The sequence below is a fragment of the Vreelandella subterranea genome (assembly GCF_900111305.1).
GTDB classification, from domain to species: domain Bacteria; phylum Pseudomonadota; class Gammaproteobacteria; order Pseudomonadales; family Halomonadaceae; genus Vreelandella; species Vreelandella subterranea.
The window spans coordinates 196,090-210,376 of sequence record NZ_FOGS01000003.1; the positions used below are offsets into that span (position 1 = coordinate 196,090).

The following is a 14,287-nucleotide window of genomic DNA, read 5'->3' on the forward strand; positions in this document are numbered from 1 at the left end:
TGGCGGACCGGACGAGACTCGAACTCGCGACCTCCGGCGTGACAGGCCGGCATTCTAACCAACTGAACTACCGGTCCGCTGTATCGCACTGCTAACGCTAGGTGCTTTCCTTACTGCAACGTTTCCAGGCCATCATGAGATGGTGGGTGGTACTGGGTTCGAACCAGTGACCCCCAGCTTGTAAGGCTGGTGCTCTCCCAACTGAGCTAACCACCCGCTGGTCACGTGGCGCTGCATTCTACAGGAGATGCGAAGGAAGTCAACACGCTACGTTCAAATACTGTGGACAAATACGCGTTAAGGTACCGGCCCATCTCATGATTCAAACGCACGCTTGGCTGACGCCTCACTGCAGGCTTTGAGCGCGCACGAAGGATGCCCCAAGAGCGGCGGCTTCGTCAATCAAAATCGTCTGATCAAGCCCCGATGCGCGACGCGGCTTGAAGCCGTGGTCGCCATCGGTCAGCCAGGCCACGCGGGCGTTATCCGGTAGCGTATACCCCGCCACTTGATCACGGCTCCCCAGCGGGTCGCGCTCCCCCTGGAGAATCAGCGCCGGCACCTGAACCCTCGACCAGTGCGCCAGGCGCAGCTTGTCGGGCGCCTTGGGCGGATGAAAGGGATAACCGGCGATCACCAGCCCGGGGCAGGGTTGCTCGCTTGCCAGCATGCTCGCGGCACGGCCACCCATGGATTTACCCCCAAGCCACAGCGGCTTGACCGTTAACGGCGCCAGGCACGCATACCAATGCGCCAGCTCAGCAACGCTTCGGTGGATGACGGGCGGTGGGCGGCGCTTGCCCGTCGCCTGCATTTGCTGCATGTAGCCCAGGTCAAAGGTCATCACCTGCAGGCCATTACGTGCGAGCGCACTGGCAAACTGCTGCATAAAGGCTGACCGATGCCCGGCACCTGCTCCATGGGCGAGTAGCAGGCAGCCTAGGTCTGCCTGACCATAGAGCCTGAGAGGCCCCAGACCTTCCCGCCAAAAACAGCCTTCGGCCTGCTCGGCGACCGCGTCAGCCAGCGCCTGCTGGCTGACGACTTTTTCCTCTGGCCATTGCGTGTCCAAACTCACGCTCTCCTGTTATGTGCCGTTTGCTGCTAACGGGCTTTTTCTTGACGTGGCTCAACGTTGCCGTGGGCGGCACTCGCTACCATGACGCAAGACTCAGCCTGGAGCCCTGCCTCATGCCTGCCCCCATTCACTCAGCTCAATCAGCGCCGGGTAATCCACTCGCGGCGGCGGTGTGGGACGCTGACCGCCTCCATCGCTATGCGAGAAGCGGCCCGCGCTATACGTCCTACCCCACCGCGCTGTCCTTTGACCCATCGTTTACCGCCGACGATTTCAGCGCGGCACTGCAACGCAGTAACCAGACCCAACGGCCGCTGTCACTTTATGTGCACATCCCCTTCTGCCGCAACGTCTGCTTTTACTGTGCGTGCAACAAGATCGCGACAAAAAACACCGCGCTCGCCGCGTCCTATCTCGCGGGGCTCGACAAGGAAATGGCGCTGACAGCGCAGAACCTGGATACCCGACGCCCGGTGGAGCAGCTCCACTGGGGCGGTGGCACGCCGACGTTTCTGACCCTCGACCAGATGAGCGAACTGGTGGATAAGCTGGATGCCCACTTCGGGCTTTCAGACGATCCTGAGCGCGACTACGCCATCGAAATCGACCCTCGGGAAGCCGATGTATTGACGCTGCGTCATCTGCAGTCACTGGGGTTCAATCGCTTGAGCCTGGGCGTGCAAGACCTCGACCCACAGGTTCAGCAGGCGATCAACCGCCCCCAGCCGCGGGCGCTGACCGAAACCTTGATGGACGAAGCCCACCGCCTGGGCTTCCGTTCGTTAAATCTCGACCTGATTTACGGCCTGCCACGCCAAACCGCCGACAGCTTTGCGCAAACCCTTCGCCAGATCATCGAACTGAACCCCGCACGCCTGTCGGTCTTCAATTACGCCCACCTGCCAAAGCGATTCCCCCCGCAGCGACGGATTCTTGATGCCGAGCTGCCCAGTCGCGACGAAAAGCTGGCGATGCTGCGTACCACGATTGAAATGCTGACGGCTGCTGGCTACGTGCATATCGGTATGGACCATTTTGCCCGGCCCGACGACAGTCTGGCCATCGCCCAGCGTCGCGGTACGCTGCAACGCAACTTTCAAGGCTATTCCAGCCACGCCCAATGCGACCTTATCGGCCTTGGTGTCTCCGCCATCTCACGTCTGGATGACAGCTACGCGCAAAATCACAGCCAGCTTGGGCACTACCAGGCGGCGATCGACCAGGGGCAGTTGGCCACACTACGCGGCATACGGCTATGCCGAGACGATCTGATCCGGCGTGATGCCATCGAACGGCTAATGTGCGATATGCAGCTTGACCTATCGACGCTCAGTGAACACTGGCAGATCGATGCGCGCGGCTATTTCCAATCAACGTTAAGCGCACTGGCGCAGGCGCAGCACGATGGGTTGATCGATATCCGAGAACATCGACTCGAGGTGACGCCTATCGGCCGTCTGTTGATACGCCACCTGGCCATGGCCTTTGATGCACGCTTGCCCTCTGAGGCCAGCCATCATTACTCAAATATTGTTTAGCGGTTGTTATTCATGGGCGCCAGCTTCCATAATGAGGTCACGCCATCTCTGTTGGAGACTCTCATGCTGGACGCCACGCATCGGCGGCGCGCCGCCCTGCACGAAGCACGCTGCCAGACCTGCAGCTTGAGTTCGCTGTGCCTGCCGCTGGCACTGGAGCTTGAGGATATCGATCAGTTCGACGCGATCATCCAGCGACGCGCGCCACTCAAGAAAGGCGAGGCTCTATTCCATCAGGGGGATGCCTTCAACAGCGTCTATGCGGTGCGCTCCGGGAGCCTCAAGCAGATCACCGGCGAAGGTGGCGGGCATGACCAGCTGACCAACTTTTACCTCCCCAGTGAGCTGGTGGGGCTCGATGCGATCGATGAGCCGCACTACCCCGGCAGCGTGATCGCCCTGGAGACCACCACCGTGTGCGAGATTCCCTTTGACCGCCTCGACCGGCTGTCTGAAAAGCTGCCCGAGTTACGCGGCCAGATATACCGCAGCATGAGCAAGGAGCTGCGCAATGACCGGCGCATGATGCGCCTGCTATCGGCCAAGACCGCTGATCAGCGATTGGCGACCTTTCTGGTCACGCTTTCCGATCGTTTTCGCCGCCGTGGGTACTCGCCCTACAGCTTCCGTCTTTCCATGCCCAGGGCCGACATCGGCAACTACCTGGGCCTGGCCGTCGAGACCGTCAGCCGGATTGTCAGCCGCTTGCAGTCGCAGGAGGTGGTCGCCGTTTCCGGTCGTGAGGTACAGATCCTCGACATGGCGAAGCTGCAGCGGCTCGCCGAAGAAGAAGGTGGCTAACCAACGTTAAACGCCTGAATACGCCCCGCTAGCAATTCCGCCTGCTTGGCTTCCAGCCCGGCAAAGTCGAACAGGTCACGATCAGCCAGCTGTGAAGGCGCGACGTTGGTGACCGCTTTGAACATGCTTTCCAGACGGCCAGGGTGTTTCTTGTTCCACTCGGCCAGCATCTCCTTGACCACCTGCCGCTGCATATTGGGCTGGGAGCCGCACAGGTTGCAGGGGATAATGGGAAACGCCATCAGGCGCGCGTACTCGGCAATATCCGCTTCCTTGCAATAGGCCAGGGGCCGGATGATGATGTTCTTGCCATCGTCGGAGAGCAGCTTGGGCGGCATCGATTTCAGACTACCGCCGAAAAACATGTTCAAAAACAGCGTTTCCAGAATATCTTCCCGGTGATGCCCCAGAGCGATCTTGGTCGCACCGATTTCCTCGGCAAAGCCATACAGCGACCCGCGCCGCATGCGCGAACACAGCGCGCAGGTGGTTTTGCCCTCGGGGGTTTTCTCTTTCACCACCGAGTAGGTATCACGTTCCAGAATATGGTAATCCACCTCGCGTTGCTCGAGATAGGTCGGCAGCACATGCTCGGGAAACCCCGGCTGTTTCTGGTCCATGTTGACGGCTATCAGCGAGAAGTTGACCGGCGCATTGCGCTGCAGGCTCAGCAGCATCTCAAGCATGGTGTAGCTATCCTTGCCACCGCTCAGGCAGACCATGACGCGGTCGCCTTCGTTAATCATGCGATAGTCGATAATCGCATTGCCCGTTTCGCGGCGAAGCCGCTTTTGCAGCTTGTTGAACTCGCGTTTTTGTTTGGCATCGTGGGCTTCCGAGGCGTCAGCCGCGTCGGATAAGCCGGGTGCCGCGTCGGCAGTCGCCAACGCCGGGTCAAAATGAACAGGATCATGTTGCATGGTAATCGCACTGCCGATGGTAAAAGAAGCAGCCGTTATTCTAGCAACTCCCAGCGCAATGACCCAATCGCAGGCCGCTATGAAACAGTATCCACCTCGTTACGCTGCAGGCGAAGGTACAGAAGCGCGCTGGCCGTGGCGTCTTCCAGCGCCTGCTGGGGGGGCTTGCTGGGCACTTGCCAGCAGTCAAGCGCACGCGCCAGCTCGGCTTCCTGTTCCGCCTGGGGATGTAGTCGCCGCAAATGGCGCTGGTGCAGTCTGGTGACATCCACCCGGGCATTGGGCAGCCCGAACCCCAAATGATCACGCAGCGCCTGCTCAAGCGGGGCGAGACGCTGATCGAGCTGCCAGCCAATGATTGGCCGATTGCCGATAAACTCAACCAGCGAGCGCAGACTCTCAATGTTCAGCGGTTTAGTGGCCTCGACGCTATACAGCAGCTGATGACGACGCTCGGCGGCATCACTTCCTCCGCGCGCGTCTTCCCTTAGCGCCGCCACCCAGGCACGACTGGTCAGCACCTGGTGCTGGCGCAGCGTCACCGCTGCTACGCTCATGACGCCATGGTGGGCAAAGCAAGCCAATGCCACCAGTTCATTGCCCAGGTAGGGCTGGAAGAGCCACGCGTAGGGAGATGCTGCATAGCGGCGGCGCTCGCTTCCTCTGCGCAGCATGCCACCAAACCAGGCGAAAGGGGCGTCCAGGTAGTGTCGACTGATCACGAATACTCCAAGTGGTAACGATGGGAAAGACGCTGCTTGAAATCCTTGACGATATGCAGCGCTTCGCGCAGTAAATCGCGCTCCAACGACGATAATTCCTGCACCACGACCCGGTTGGAGCGCTCCTGTTGGTCATCGGTGCCGTCGTTGGCGAGGTCATCCAACTGCCGTTTGAGCCGCAACTCGCTGAATAGCGCCAGGGCTTCGCCAAGGTCATCGGCAAAACGGCGGTTGAGTCGCCCGTCCTCGGCCAGGGCATCCAGACGCTCAAACGTCGAGGTGGCATGAATACGCCGCTCGAGCGCCAGAGTACGAACGCCATGAACAATGGGAAAGATGCCGCCTTTCTTGATATCGATACCGTGCTGGGGCTTCTTGAGTGAACCGAACAGCGTCAGCGGCGTGGAAAAGCGCAGCGCGGTGCGGGCGAAGTAAGACAGCAGCAACTCATCCCGGGAGCAGCGCTCAAACAGCTCTTCGCGCACGCTTTCCAGCAGGCTCGGGTTGCCGGCCACACCGTGAGAGTCGAGCATGATCGCCAGCTTCATCAGACTGTCGCCGTCACGCGCGCTAGCCCAGCGCGCAATGCGCCCTTTCCATTCACTTACCGTGGCGACCCAATCCGGGTTCGACACCATGATATTGCCCGGACACGGCGGATACCCCAGCTCGATCAAGGTCGAGGTAAGCCGCTGCATGTCGTCTTGCACCGCTGGCCAGTCAGCATCATCGGCGAGAATCAGCCCGTTATCCTGATCGGTCTTGAGAATTTGCTCACCGCGACCCTCACTGCCCATGACCATCATGCAACTGTCCTGCTGGTGCGCCGCGTCAATCGTGAACTCCCAGGCCTTGCTCATGATGCGACCGTTCAGTGCCGCCAGCAGGTCCATCGCAAAACGTAGCTTCACGCCCTGGGCCATCAGTGCGCTGACCAGTTCGGGGGTGCGGTGGCTGGCGGCTGCCAGCTCGGTCAAGTCATTGGCCTGCTCGACCTGGAGGCTGACCACATAACTGCGACTGGAGAAATAGCTCAGCACATCGGTCAACTCGACCACGCCGACGACCTGTTTATCGTCTACCACCACGACACGCGTCACCTTGTGGCGGGTCATGCCGACCAGCGCTTCAAACAAGTATTGAGCGGGCCTCACCGTCACCAGGGTATATTGGGCGATATCGGCAAGCGCCGTGGTCACCGGACGCTGCGACAGCACAATGGCATTGAGCAGGTCGGTCTTGGTGACCATACCCGTCCGGCCTGAGGCCTCGACCAGCAAACTGTCGGCATGGCTATCGCTGAGCGTGCGCACGGCCTTGTCGATATCCGCATTGGCGGGCAGCAGCAACGGTGCGCGCATGCATTCGCTGACGCGGGCCAGCATGAAGCCCGCCATCGTCACGCCGCCTTCGGCGCGCTTTTCGGTCAACAGGCGAGCTTTATGAGCCAGCGACTGGCGGAAGAACTGGCTAAACTCGGGGTACTCTTTGCACAGCGTCTTGAATAACGCCTTGGGCATCAGGTAGCACAGGCATTCCTGCTCCGCTTGAAAGCGGTAGCGACTTTTACCGTTCAATATACTGATAGCGCCAAATAAATCGCCTGCCGTGTAGTGGCCGATACGCGACATGGAGGACGGCAAGGTAGGGTCCAGTTCAGCGACCTCACCCTTGTGGATCACATAGACGTACTCGCCAGCCTGGCCTGTCTCGACAATAATATCGTGGCGTTCAAAATAGGCGAGGTCCATGCCACGACGCACGTGATCCTTGCCCTCGTCATCCAGCAGTGAAAACGGGGGCTGGGAAAGGTCTACATCTACCATGGGCATGACCTCGTTAGCATAATGCGGCGTCAGGAAGCCTGACGGTCTCAATTACATCTCACACTTACTCTTCTCGACCAATCTTCTCAACCACTATACTCAATCATTCTTCACAGCCAGTCTCGCAACTACTACTTTGGATTATTGCGCTAATGTCTAATACGCTTTACTTATGTTGGCGGCGTGTCACTGACAAAATAAACCGTCGCTTTTAGACGTATTTAAAAAACGGCTTACCATCTTTAGAACATAGCAAACATCGCCCTATACTCCCCACCTAGACCATCGTCCCATGTCACTAATAAAACTTTGCTCATTGGTGTAAAAAACCCACAAAAAGGCTCATTTTCAAGTGATTGGCTACCTTTTGATCACCACCAAAGTTTATTGATACCAAAGTCTGGGATTTATTTTTTGCATTTATTGCCCAGTATTGTCAGTGAGTCATGCAGGGTAATCGCACGTCGTTGCACCACTCAAAATGCACCTTGGCCAAGTGACGTGTTAACGAACGGCTGATTCATGACATCACAAAATGCGAGTGGATCTAAAAACGTGCGATTGGCCTGGTGGGTCAACCGCTATTCCGAGTGAACTTTCCAACCTAAAAACCACTAGTGGAGAGCAACACAATGGCAGACGACAAATCCAATGCTGCTGAATACTGGAAAGCCAACGTCCGTACCATTATTGGATGCTTGGCGGTCTGGGCATTCGTCTCATACGGCTGCGCTATTCTCTTTCGCCCGCTACTGGCCTCAATCCCTGTCGGTGGTACCGATCTGGGCTTTTGGTTTGCTCAGCAAGGGTCAATTCTCACCTTCATCGCCTTGATCTTTTTCTATGCCTGGAAAATGAACAAGCTTGACGAAAAATTTGGCCTAGGGGAGTAAGCCGGTATGAGCCAATTTGCAATCAACCTGCTCTTCGTAGGTGCCTCCTTTGCCTTGTATATAGGCATTGCGATCTGGGCACGTGCGGGGTCGACAAAAGACTTCTATGTCGCTGGCGGCGGGGTCCATCCAATCACCAACGGGATGGCAACCGCTGCGGACTGGATGTCGGCGGCGTCCTTCATTTCAATGGCGGGTCTGCTGGCCTCTGGTGGTTATGCCAACTCCACCTTCCTGATGGGCTGGACCGGCGGCTACGTCATTCTCGCCATGCTGCTTGCGCCCTACCTGCGTAAGTTCGGCAAGTTTACCGTTCCCGACTTCATCGGCGACCGGTTCTACAGCAACACGGCCCGCTTGGTGGCGGTTATCTGCCTGATCGTGGCCTCGGTGACTTACGTTATCGGTCAGATGACCGGTGCGGGCGTCGCCTTCTCGCGCTTCCTGGAGGTGCCCAACACCGCAGGCATCTGGATTGCAGCAGCGATCGTATTCCTCTACGCCGTTTTCGGCGGCATGAAGGGCATCACCTATACCCAGGTGGCGCAGTACGTCGTCCTGATCATTGCCTATACCATCCCCGCGGTTTTCATCGCCATGCAGTTGACCGGCAATCCCATCCCGATGTTCGGCATGTTCAGCACGCATACCGAATCGGGTCTGCCGCTACTGCAGAAACTCGATGAGGTGGTTAACGCACTGGGCTTCAGGGACTATACAGCCGATGTCGACAACAAGCTCAACATGGTGCTGTTTACTCTGTCGCTGATGGTCGGTACGGCGGGTCTTCCCCACGTCATCATTCGCTTTTTCACCGTCCCCAGAGTTGCTGATGCACGCTGGTCGGCAGGCTGGGCGCTGGTGTTCATCGCGCTACTTTACCTCACCGCACCGGCGGTTGGTTCCATGGCGCGCTTGAACCTCGCCACGACGATCTACCCGGAAATGGCGGGGCAGGTAGAAGACTATGACGCCGCGGCGGAAGAGGCACTCATCTACGAAGAGCGCCCTGGCTGGATCCGCACCTGGGAAGAAACCGGCCTCATCAACTTCGAAGACAAGAACAATGACGGTCGCATCCAGATCTACAACGACAGCAATGAAGAATACGCCGAGATTGCTGAGTCGCGTGGCTGGGAAGGTAACGAACTGACCGTCAATAACGATATTCTTGTACTCGCCAACCCTGAAATTGCCAACCTGCCCGGCTGGGTCATTGGTTTGATTGCAGCGGGCGGTATCGCCGCGGCGCTATCGACGGCAGCCGGTCTTCTGCTGGCAATCTCATCGGCCATCAGCCACGATTTGATCAAGACCATGATCAATCCCAAGATCACCGAGAAGGGTGAAATGTTGGCCGCACGTATTTCCATGGCGGGCGCCATCCTGGTAGCTACCTACCTTGGCCTCAACCCACCCGGGTTTGCCGCTCAGACGGTGGCCCTGGCCTTCGGTATCGCGGGTGCGTCACTGTTCCCCGCGCTGATGATGGGCATCTTCTCCAAGAAGATGAACAACTCAGGCGCCGTAGCCGGTATGCTGGCCGGCCTGGCCTGCACCCTGTTGTACATCTTCACCTACTTGGGCTGGCTGTTCATTCCGGGCACCAACATGCTGGAAAACACCCCGGATAACTGGTTGTTCGGTATTTCGCCACTGTCCTTCGGTGCGGTCGGCGCAATGATCAACTTCACAGTAGCCTTCCTGGTCTGCAAGGTGACCAACGAGCCTCCGCAGGAGATCCAGGATCTGGTCGAAAGCGTTCGCTACCCGAAAGGCGCTGGCGTTGCCGTTGACCATTAAGTCATAATCATTCCCTACCTGCGGCCCTAAGGGTCGCAGGCTTTGGAATCGACCCGCCATCGGGCTTCCTCCGGGAGGCCCGATGGCTTTTTAGAAGGACGTATTATGATTTGGCATCTGATTGCCGCGGTATTTGCAGGCCTGGCAGCGGCAGGGGTTGGCCTATTCCTGCGCACGCTCAGCGGTAAACGATTACCCAAGTGGATTGTGCCCGTTTGCGGGGGGCTGGGTATGATCAGCTACCAGATCCATATGGAGTATTCGTGGTTTGAGCACAAGCAGCAGCAGCTTCCCGACACCGCCGAGGTGATTTCCAGCGATACCAGCCAACAGGTCTGGCGGCCGTGGACCTTCATCTTTCCGGTGACGACCAAGTTCAGCGTCGTCGACAGCGAGAACATTCAACTGGGTAGCAGCGATGACGAGCGAGTGGCGCAATTCATTCTGTACCAGTTCGAACGCCACTACACCGATGTGATTACCCACCACCCCTATGTGCTCAATTGCGATAGCCGTGAACTGATTCCCCTAGAGCCGGAAACCCGGGAGCCGCAAATCGACCGGATGCGGACGCTGCGCGATACCTCCCCGCTACTGACCCATGTATGCGATAACGCATAATCCCCCCTATCTCACGCCTGACGCCAAATCTTATTTCGCCTAGAATGGTGCGCCTGACGGGTAGGTTCCAGTTGCTTGAACGATAGGCATAAGGCGGGAGACAGCTATGTTTCATGGCGGACTGTTGGTCGCGGTATCGCTTGTGTATATCGCGGTGCTATTCGGTATCGCCTGGTACGGCGACCGTCGCGCTCGCATGGTCGGGTCAAGCCGCCGTCGCCCCATTATCTACAGCCTGGCCCTGGCGATTTACTGCACCTCCTGGACCTTCTACGGTGCCGTGGGCCAGGCGGCGACCGCTGGCTGGTCGTTTGCCAGTATTTTCGTGGGACCGGTGCTGACGTTTTTACTGTTCTGGCCCGTGCTCGCGAAAATGATCCGCGTAGCCAAGCATCAGAACGTCACCTCCATCGCCGACTTCATTGCCTCGCGCTACGGCAAAACCCAGTCGCTGGCGGCTTTCGCGAGCCTTGTCGCCCTGGTCGGCACCCTGCCCTACATCGCGCTGCAATTGAAAGCCGTCTCGACGACGTTCAGCGTGCTGACCGCGGAAGGCGACATGACCAAGGCGCCCCTGTTTGGCGATACTGCGTTTTATGTCGCCGTGGTGATGGCGATCTTTGCCATTCTGTTCGGGACGCGACACACCGACGCCACCGAGCACCACGAGGGACTGATCCACGCCGTCGCTTTCGAGTCACTGGTCAAGCTGATCGCCTTCGTGGTGCTTGGCGTATTTGTCACCTGGGGCATGTTCGACGGCCTGGGCGAGCTGATGGGCTATGCAGAGACCCAGTTGGAACTTCAGCGTCAACTGGCCAATCAGGATTTCGGCCAAAGCTTCTGGGCGCAAACCCTGCTGGCGATGCTGGCGATTCTTTGCCTGCCCCGTCAGTTTCACGTCGCGGTGGTTGAAAACACGCATCACGACGATGCGACAAAAGCCCGCTGGCTGTTTCCGCTCTACCTGATCGTGATCTCGTTTTTTGTCGTCCCGCTGGCAGCGGCTGGCTTGATGCTGTTTTCCGGTTCCTCGGTCGAGCCTGACACCTATGTTCTGGCGCTGTCGATGGCATCCGGCAATGAATGGCTCACCCTGCTGACGTTCATCGGCGGCTTTTCCGCCGCCACGGGTATGGTCATTGTCGCGGCCGTCGCCGTTTCGATCATGATCTCCAACGAAATCGTGATCCCGGCACTGTTCCGCTTGCGTTGGTTCGACACCAAGGCGAGGGATTACGGTCGCCTGGTCCTGCGTGCGAGACGCCTGACCATCGTCGCCGTCTTGGCCATGGCCTACGGCTTCTACCAGATGATCGCCGAGTTCACGTCACTGGCGTCGATTGGCATGCTGTCCTTTGCGGCAGCGGCCCAGTTTGCCCCTGCGCTGATCGGCGGCCTGTACTGGAAGCGCGGTAACCGGCTAGGGGTGATCGTCGGCATGAACGCCGGCTTCGCCATTTGGATCTACAGCCTGCTCATGCCCGCCATGATCAGCGCCGGTGTGCTGCCAGCCGACTGGCTCGATGGCGGCCCTCTCGGGCTCGCCTGGCTGTCGCCGACGGCGCTGTTCGGCCTGAATATGGGCGACAGTTTCACCCATGGGGTCATGCTGTCCCTGGGGGTTAATCTGTTCAGCTATATCTTCATCTCCCAGGTTACGTCCCAGCGCGTGGTCGAGCGCATTCAGGCGTCGCTTTTCGTCGACAGCGTTGAAACCCGTCAAACCTCGGTTAACCGCCCCTGGACCGGGGCGACCACGGTGGGAGACTTGAAGGTGCTTTGTGAACGCTTCCTGGGTGCGGGTCAGGTGGACCGCGCCTTTGAAGACTACGCGAGACGTGCGGGTAAACCGCTGGATGACAGCACCCGAGCCTCTATCGATGTTATCCAGTTCACCGAGCGCTTCCTGGCCTCTGTGCTTGGGGCGTCTTCTGCACGGATCGTGGTCAACTCTGCCCTCCAGGGACGCGGCATCGGTATTTCCGACGTCATCTCGATTGTCGATGAAGCCTCCCAGGTGCTCGAATTCAACCGGGCTCTGTTGCAGGCCACCATCGAGAACATCAACCAGGGCATCAGCGTTGTCGACCAGAACCTGCGACTGGTGGTGTGGAATCAGCGCTACCTCGAGCTGTTTCGCTTCCCTGATCACCTGATTCGTGTGGGCGCGCCAATAGACCGTATCTTCCGCTATAACGCCCACAACGGCGAATACGGCCCCGGCGACCCTGAAGAACATGTCCAACTGCTGCTGGACAATATTCGCGACGGTCATCCCCACCGCTACGTCCGCTACCGTCAGGATGGCAGCGTGCTCGAGGTGCAGGGCAACCCCATGCCGGGTGGCGGCTTTGTGTACACCTATCAGGATATTACCCAGCAAAAACGCATCGAGGAAGCGCTGATTCGTTCAGAGAACAATATCCGGATTTACACCGATAACGTTCCTGCCCTGATTGCCTACTTCGATAAGGAAGGTCGTTACCTGTTCACCAACCGTGCTTATGAACAGGCCTTTGGTATTGATCGTAATGCCGTGATCGGCAAACGCTACGAAGACGTGCTGCCCAGGCGTCAGGCCCAGGAAAGAGCCCCCTGGGTGGCCCTCACCCTGGGTGGCGAACGCGTCAGCTTCGAGGTGTCCATGCCCATGGGCGACTCCCTGCGCCACATGCTGGTGACCTATACCCCCCACTTCGGTGACAGCCAGTCGATTCTGGGTTTCTTTGCCCTTTATCAGGATATTACCGAACGCCGTCAGGCAGAGGTCGCCCTCAAGGAAACCAATGAAACCCTGGAGGAGCGCGTGCGCGAGCGGACCCAGGCGCTCTCGGAAGCCAACGCGGCTTTGCGCCAGGAGAACCGCGTCCGCGCCGAAGCCGAACAGGCACTGCGTCAGGCCAAGCAGCTGGCTGAAGATGCCAACGCGTCCAAGACGCGTTTCCTGGCGGCGGCGAGCCACGACCTGCTCCAGCCGCTTAACGCCGCGCGGCTGTTTACCTCGGCGCTCATGCAAAATGTCACCGTCCCGGATACCCAACGCACCATTGGGCATATCGATAATTCGCTGCAGGCGGCGGAAGAGCTGCTCAGTACACTGCTGGACATCTCCAAGCTCGACGCAGGCGCTCTGACGCCTCGGCGCAGCCACTTTGCACTGGCCGACATCTTCCGCCCGCTGCGCGCCGAGTTTGAAGTGATGGCCGATGAGCGCGGGCTGGACCTGGTCGTGGTGCCTACCCAGCAGTGGGTCGACTCGGATCCGCAGATGCTGCGCCGTATTGTGCAAAACTTCCTTTCCAACGCGATTCGCTATACCCAGGAAGGCCGTGTCATGCTCGGCTGTCGCCGCCAGGGCGAGCGGCTGGTCATTGAAGTCTGGGACAGCGGCCCCGGGATTCCCGACTCCAAGCTCAGCGAAATTTTCCAGGAGTTCCGTCGCCTCGATCAGGTATCACGGCACAAGGAAAGCGAAAAAGGCCTCGGGCTTGGGCTTTCCATCGCCGACCGCATGAGTCGTGTGCTCGATCATCCGATCAAGGTTCGCTCTTGGGAAGGTACCGGCACGGTGTTCTCGGTCAGCGTGCCGCGCGTTGAAGCCCGCGAAGCCCGCACCGACGACCAGGACCAGGGACCACGCCGCACGGGTAACAAACTGGCCGGGACCCGCATCGTATGTATCGACAACGAAACGCTGATTCTCGAGGGCATGACCGCCATGCTCAGTGGCTGGGGCTGCGAGGTCTTCACTGCCACCAGTATCGGCGGCGCCAAGTCGATCCTGCGCAATATGGATGGCGACCCGGACGCCATTCTGGCCGACTACCATCTGGATAACGAGGTCACCGGCCTGATGGCCCTTGAAGCCCTGAGCGAGCGTTTGACCACTGCCGTCCCCGGTATCGTGATTACCGCCGACCGCACCGAAGCCGTGGCCGAGGAGGTCAAGCGCGCCGGGTATCAGCTGCTGCTCAAGCCGGTACGCCCGGCGGCGCTGCGGGCGCTCTTGACGCGCACGCTCCAGGCCAGCCGAGCGACCAAGGCCTAGCTGGAAGACCGCTTGAACGAAACCGCCTCCGTGG

Annotated in this window: 10 protein-coding genes and 2 tRNA genes; 6 read left to right on the forward strand and 6 right to left on the reverse strand. The window is 58.9% G+C overall.

The window, feature by feature from the left end:
• From BMX75_RS06470 to BMX75_RS06480, 3 genes are all read right to left on the reverse strand, one after another.
• A tRNA-Asp gene (locus BMX75_RS06470) sits at positions 1 to 77 on the reverse strand.
• A gap of 63 nt (positions 78 to 140) precedes the next feature.
• Positions 141 to 216 (reverse strand) — tRNA-Val (locus tag BMX75_RS06475).
• Between the two features lie 130 nt (positions 217 to 346).
• Positions 347 to 1,078 carry an alpha/beta fold hydrolase gene (locus tag BMX75_RS06480; RefSeq protein ID WP_245748401.1) on the reverse strand — a complete coding sequence of 244 codons (732 nt, stop codon included), beginning with the start codon at positions 1,076 to 1,078 and terminating at the stop codon, positions 347 to 349.
• 113 nt (positions 1,079 to 1,191) lie between these two features.
• On the opposite strand from BMX75_RS06480, the gene hemN reads away from it, so the two are divergent.
• Both hemN and fnr read left to right on the forward strand, forming a co-directional pair.
• Entirely contained in the window at positions 1,192 to 2,616 is a 1,425-nt protein-coding gene (gene hemN / locus BMX75_RS06485) for an oxygen-independent coproporphyrinogen III oxidase (protein WP_092826342.1), read from the forward strand.
• 63 nt (positions 2,617 to 2,679) lie between these two features.
• Entirely contained in the window at positions 2,680 to 3,417 is a 738-nt protein-coding gene (gene fnr, locus BMX75_RS06490) for a fumarate/nitrate reduction transcriptional regulator Fnr (protein ID WP_092826343.1), read from the forward strand.
• Here fnr and ttcA read toward each other — a convergent pair.
• The 3 genes from ttcA to BMX75_RS06505 all read right to left on the reverse strand — a co-directional run bounded on the left by ttcA (position 3,414) and on the right by BMX75_RS06505 (position 6,885).
• Positions 3,414 to 4,337: a tRNA 2-thiocytidine(32) synthetase TtcA gene (gene ttcA / locus BMX75_RS06495; protein WP_092826345.1), complete on the reverse strand. Its 924-nt coding sequence runs from the start codon at positions 4,335 to 4,337 to the stop codon at positions 3,414 to 3,416. The genes fnr and ttcA overlap by 4 nt on opposite strands.
• Before the next feature lie 77 nt (positions 4,338 to 4,414).
• Positions 4,415 to 5,059, reverse strand: coding sequence for a 3'-5' exonuclease family protein (locus BMX75_RS06500; RefSeq protein ID WP_245748403.1), 645 nt, complete (start codon positions 5,057 to 5,059; stop codon positions 4,415 to 4,417).
• A complete protein-coding gene (locus BMX75_RS06505) occupies positions 5,056 to 6,885 on the reverse strand; it encodes a DUF294 nucleotidyltransferase-like domain-containing protein (protein ID WP_092826347.1) in 1,830 nt (609 codons plus the stop codon). Before BMX75_RS06505 ends, BMX75_RS06500 begins: the two co-directional genes overlap by 4 nt.
• Positions 6,886 to 7,517: 632 nt before the next feature.
• Between BMX75_RS06505 and BMX75_RS06510 the strand changes: the two genes are divergently transcribed.
• The 4 genes from BMX75_RS06510 (at position 7,518) to BMX75_RS06525 (ending at position 14,253) form a co-directional block, all read left to right on the forward strand.
• On the forward strand, positions 7,518 to 7,778 hold the full coding sequence (locus tag BMX75_RS06510; RefSeq protein ID WP_066318397.1) for a DUF4212 domain-containing protein: 261 nt from the start codon (positions 7,518 to 7,520) through the stop codon (positions 7,776 to 7,778).
• Positions 7,779 to 7,784: 6 nt separating this feature from the next.
• Entirely contained in the window at positions 7,785 to 9,581 is a 1,797-nt protein-coding gene (locus BMX75_RS06515; protein WP_092826349.1) for a sodium:solute symporter family protein, read from the forward strand.
• A 105-nt stretch (positions 9,582 to 9,686) separates the two neighbouring features.
• Positions 9,687 to 10,202, forward strand: coding sequence for a hypothetical protein (locus BMX75_RS06520; protein ID WP_092826351.1), 516 nt, complete (start codon positions 9,687 to 9,689; stop codon positions 10,200 to 10,202).
• Between the two features lie 106 nt (positions 10,203 to 10,308).
• Entirely contained in the window at positions 10,309 to 14,253 is a 3,945-nt protein-coding gene (locus tag BMX75_RS06525) for a hybrid sensor histidine kinase/response regulator (protein WP_092826353.1), read from the forward strand.
• Positions 14,254 to 14,287: the final 34 nt, after the last annotated feature.

Excerpts from the sequence above, each read along its gene's own strand:
- hemN (WP_092826342.1), top strand. The coding sequence starts at position 1,192 with ATGCCTGCCCCCATTCACTCAGCTCAATCAGCGCCGGGTAATCCACTC.
- fnr (WP_092826343.1), top strand. The coding sequence starts at position 2,680 with ATGCTGGACGCCACGCATCGGCGGCGCGCCGCCCTGCACGAAGCACGC.
- ttcA (WP_092826345.1), bottom strand. The coding sequence starts at position 4,337 with ATGCAACATGATCCTGTTCATTTTGACCCGGCGTTGGCGACTGCCGAC.
- BMX75_RS06505 (WP_092826347.1), bottom strand. The coding sequence starts at position 6,885 with ATGGTAGATGTAGACCTTTCCCAGCCCCCGTTTTCACTGCTGGATGAC.
- BMX75_RS06510 (WP_066318397.1), top strand. The coding sequence starts at position 7,518 with ATGGCAGACGACAAATCCAATGCTGCTGAATACTGGAAAGCCAACGTC.
- BMX75_RS06515 (WP_092826349.1), top strand. The coding sequence starts at position 7,785 with ATGAGCCAATTTGCAATCAACCTGCTCTTCGTAGGTGCCTCCTTTGCC.
- BMX75_RS06520 (WP_092826351.1), top strand. The coding sequence starts at position 9,687 with ATGATTTGGCATCTGATTGCCGCGGTATTTGCAGGCCTGGCAGCGGCA.
- BMX75_RS06525 (WP_092826353.1), top strand. The coding sequence starts at position 10,309 with ATGTTTCATGGCGGACTGTTGGTCGCGGTATCGCTTGTGTATATCGCG.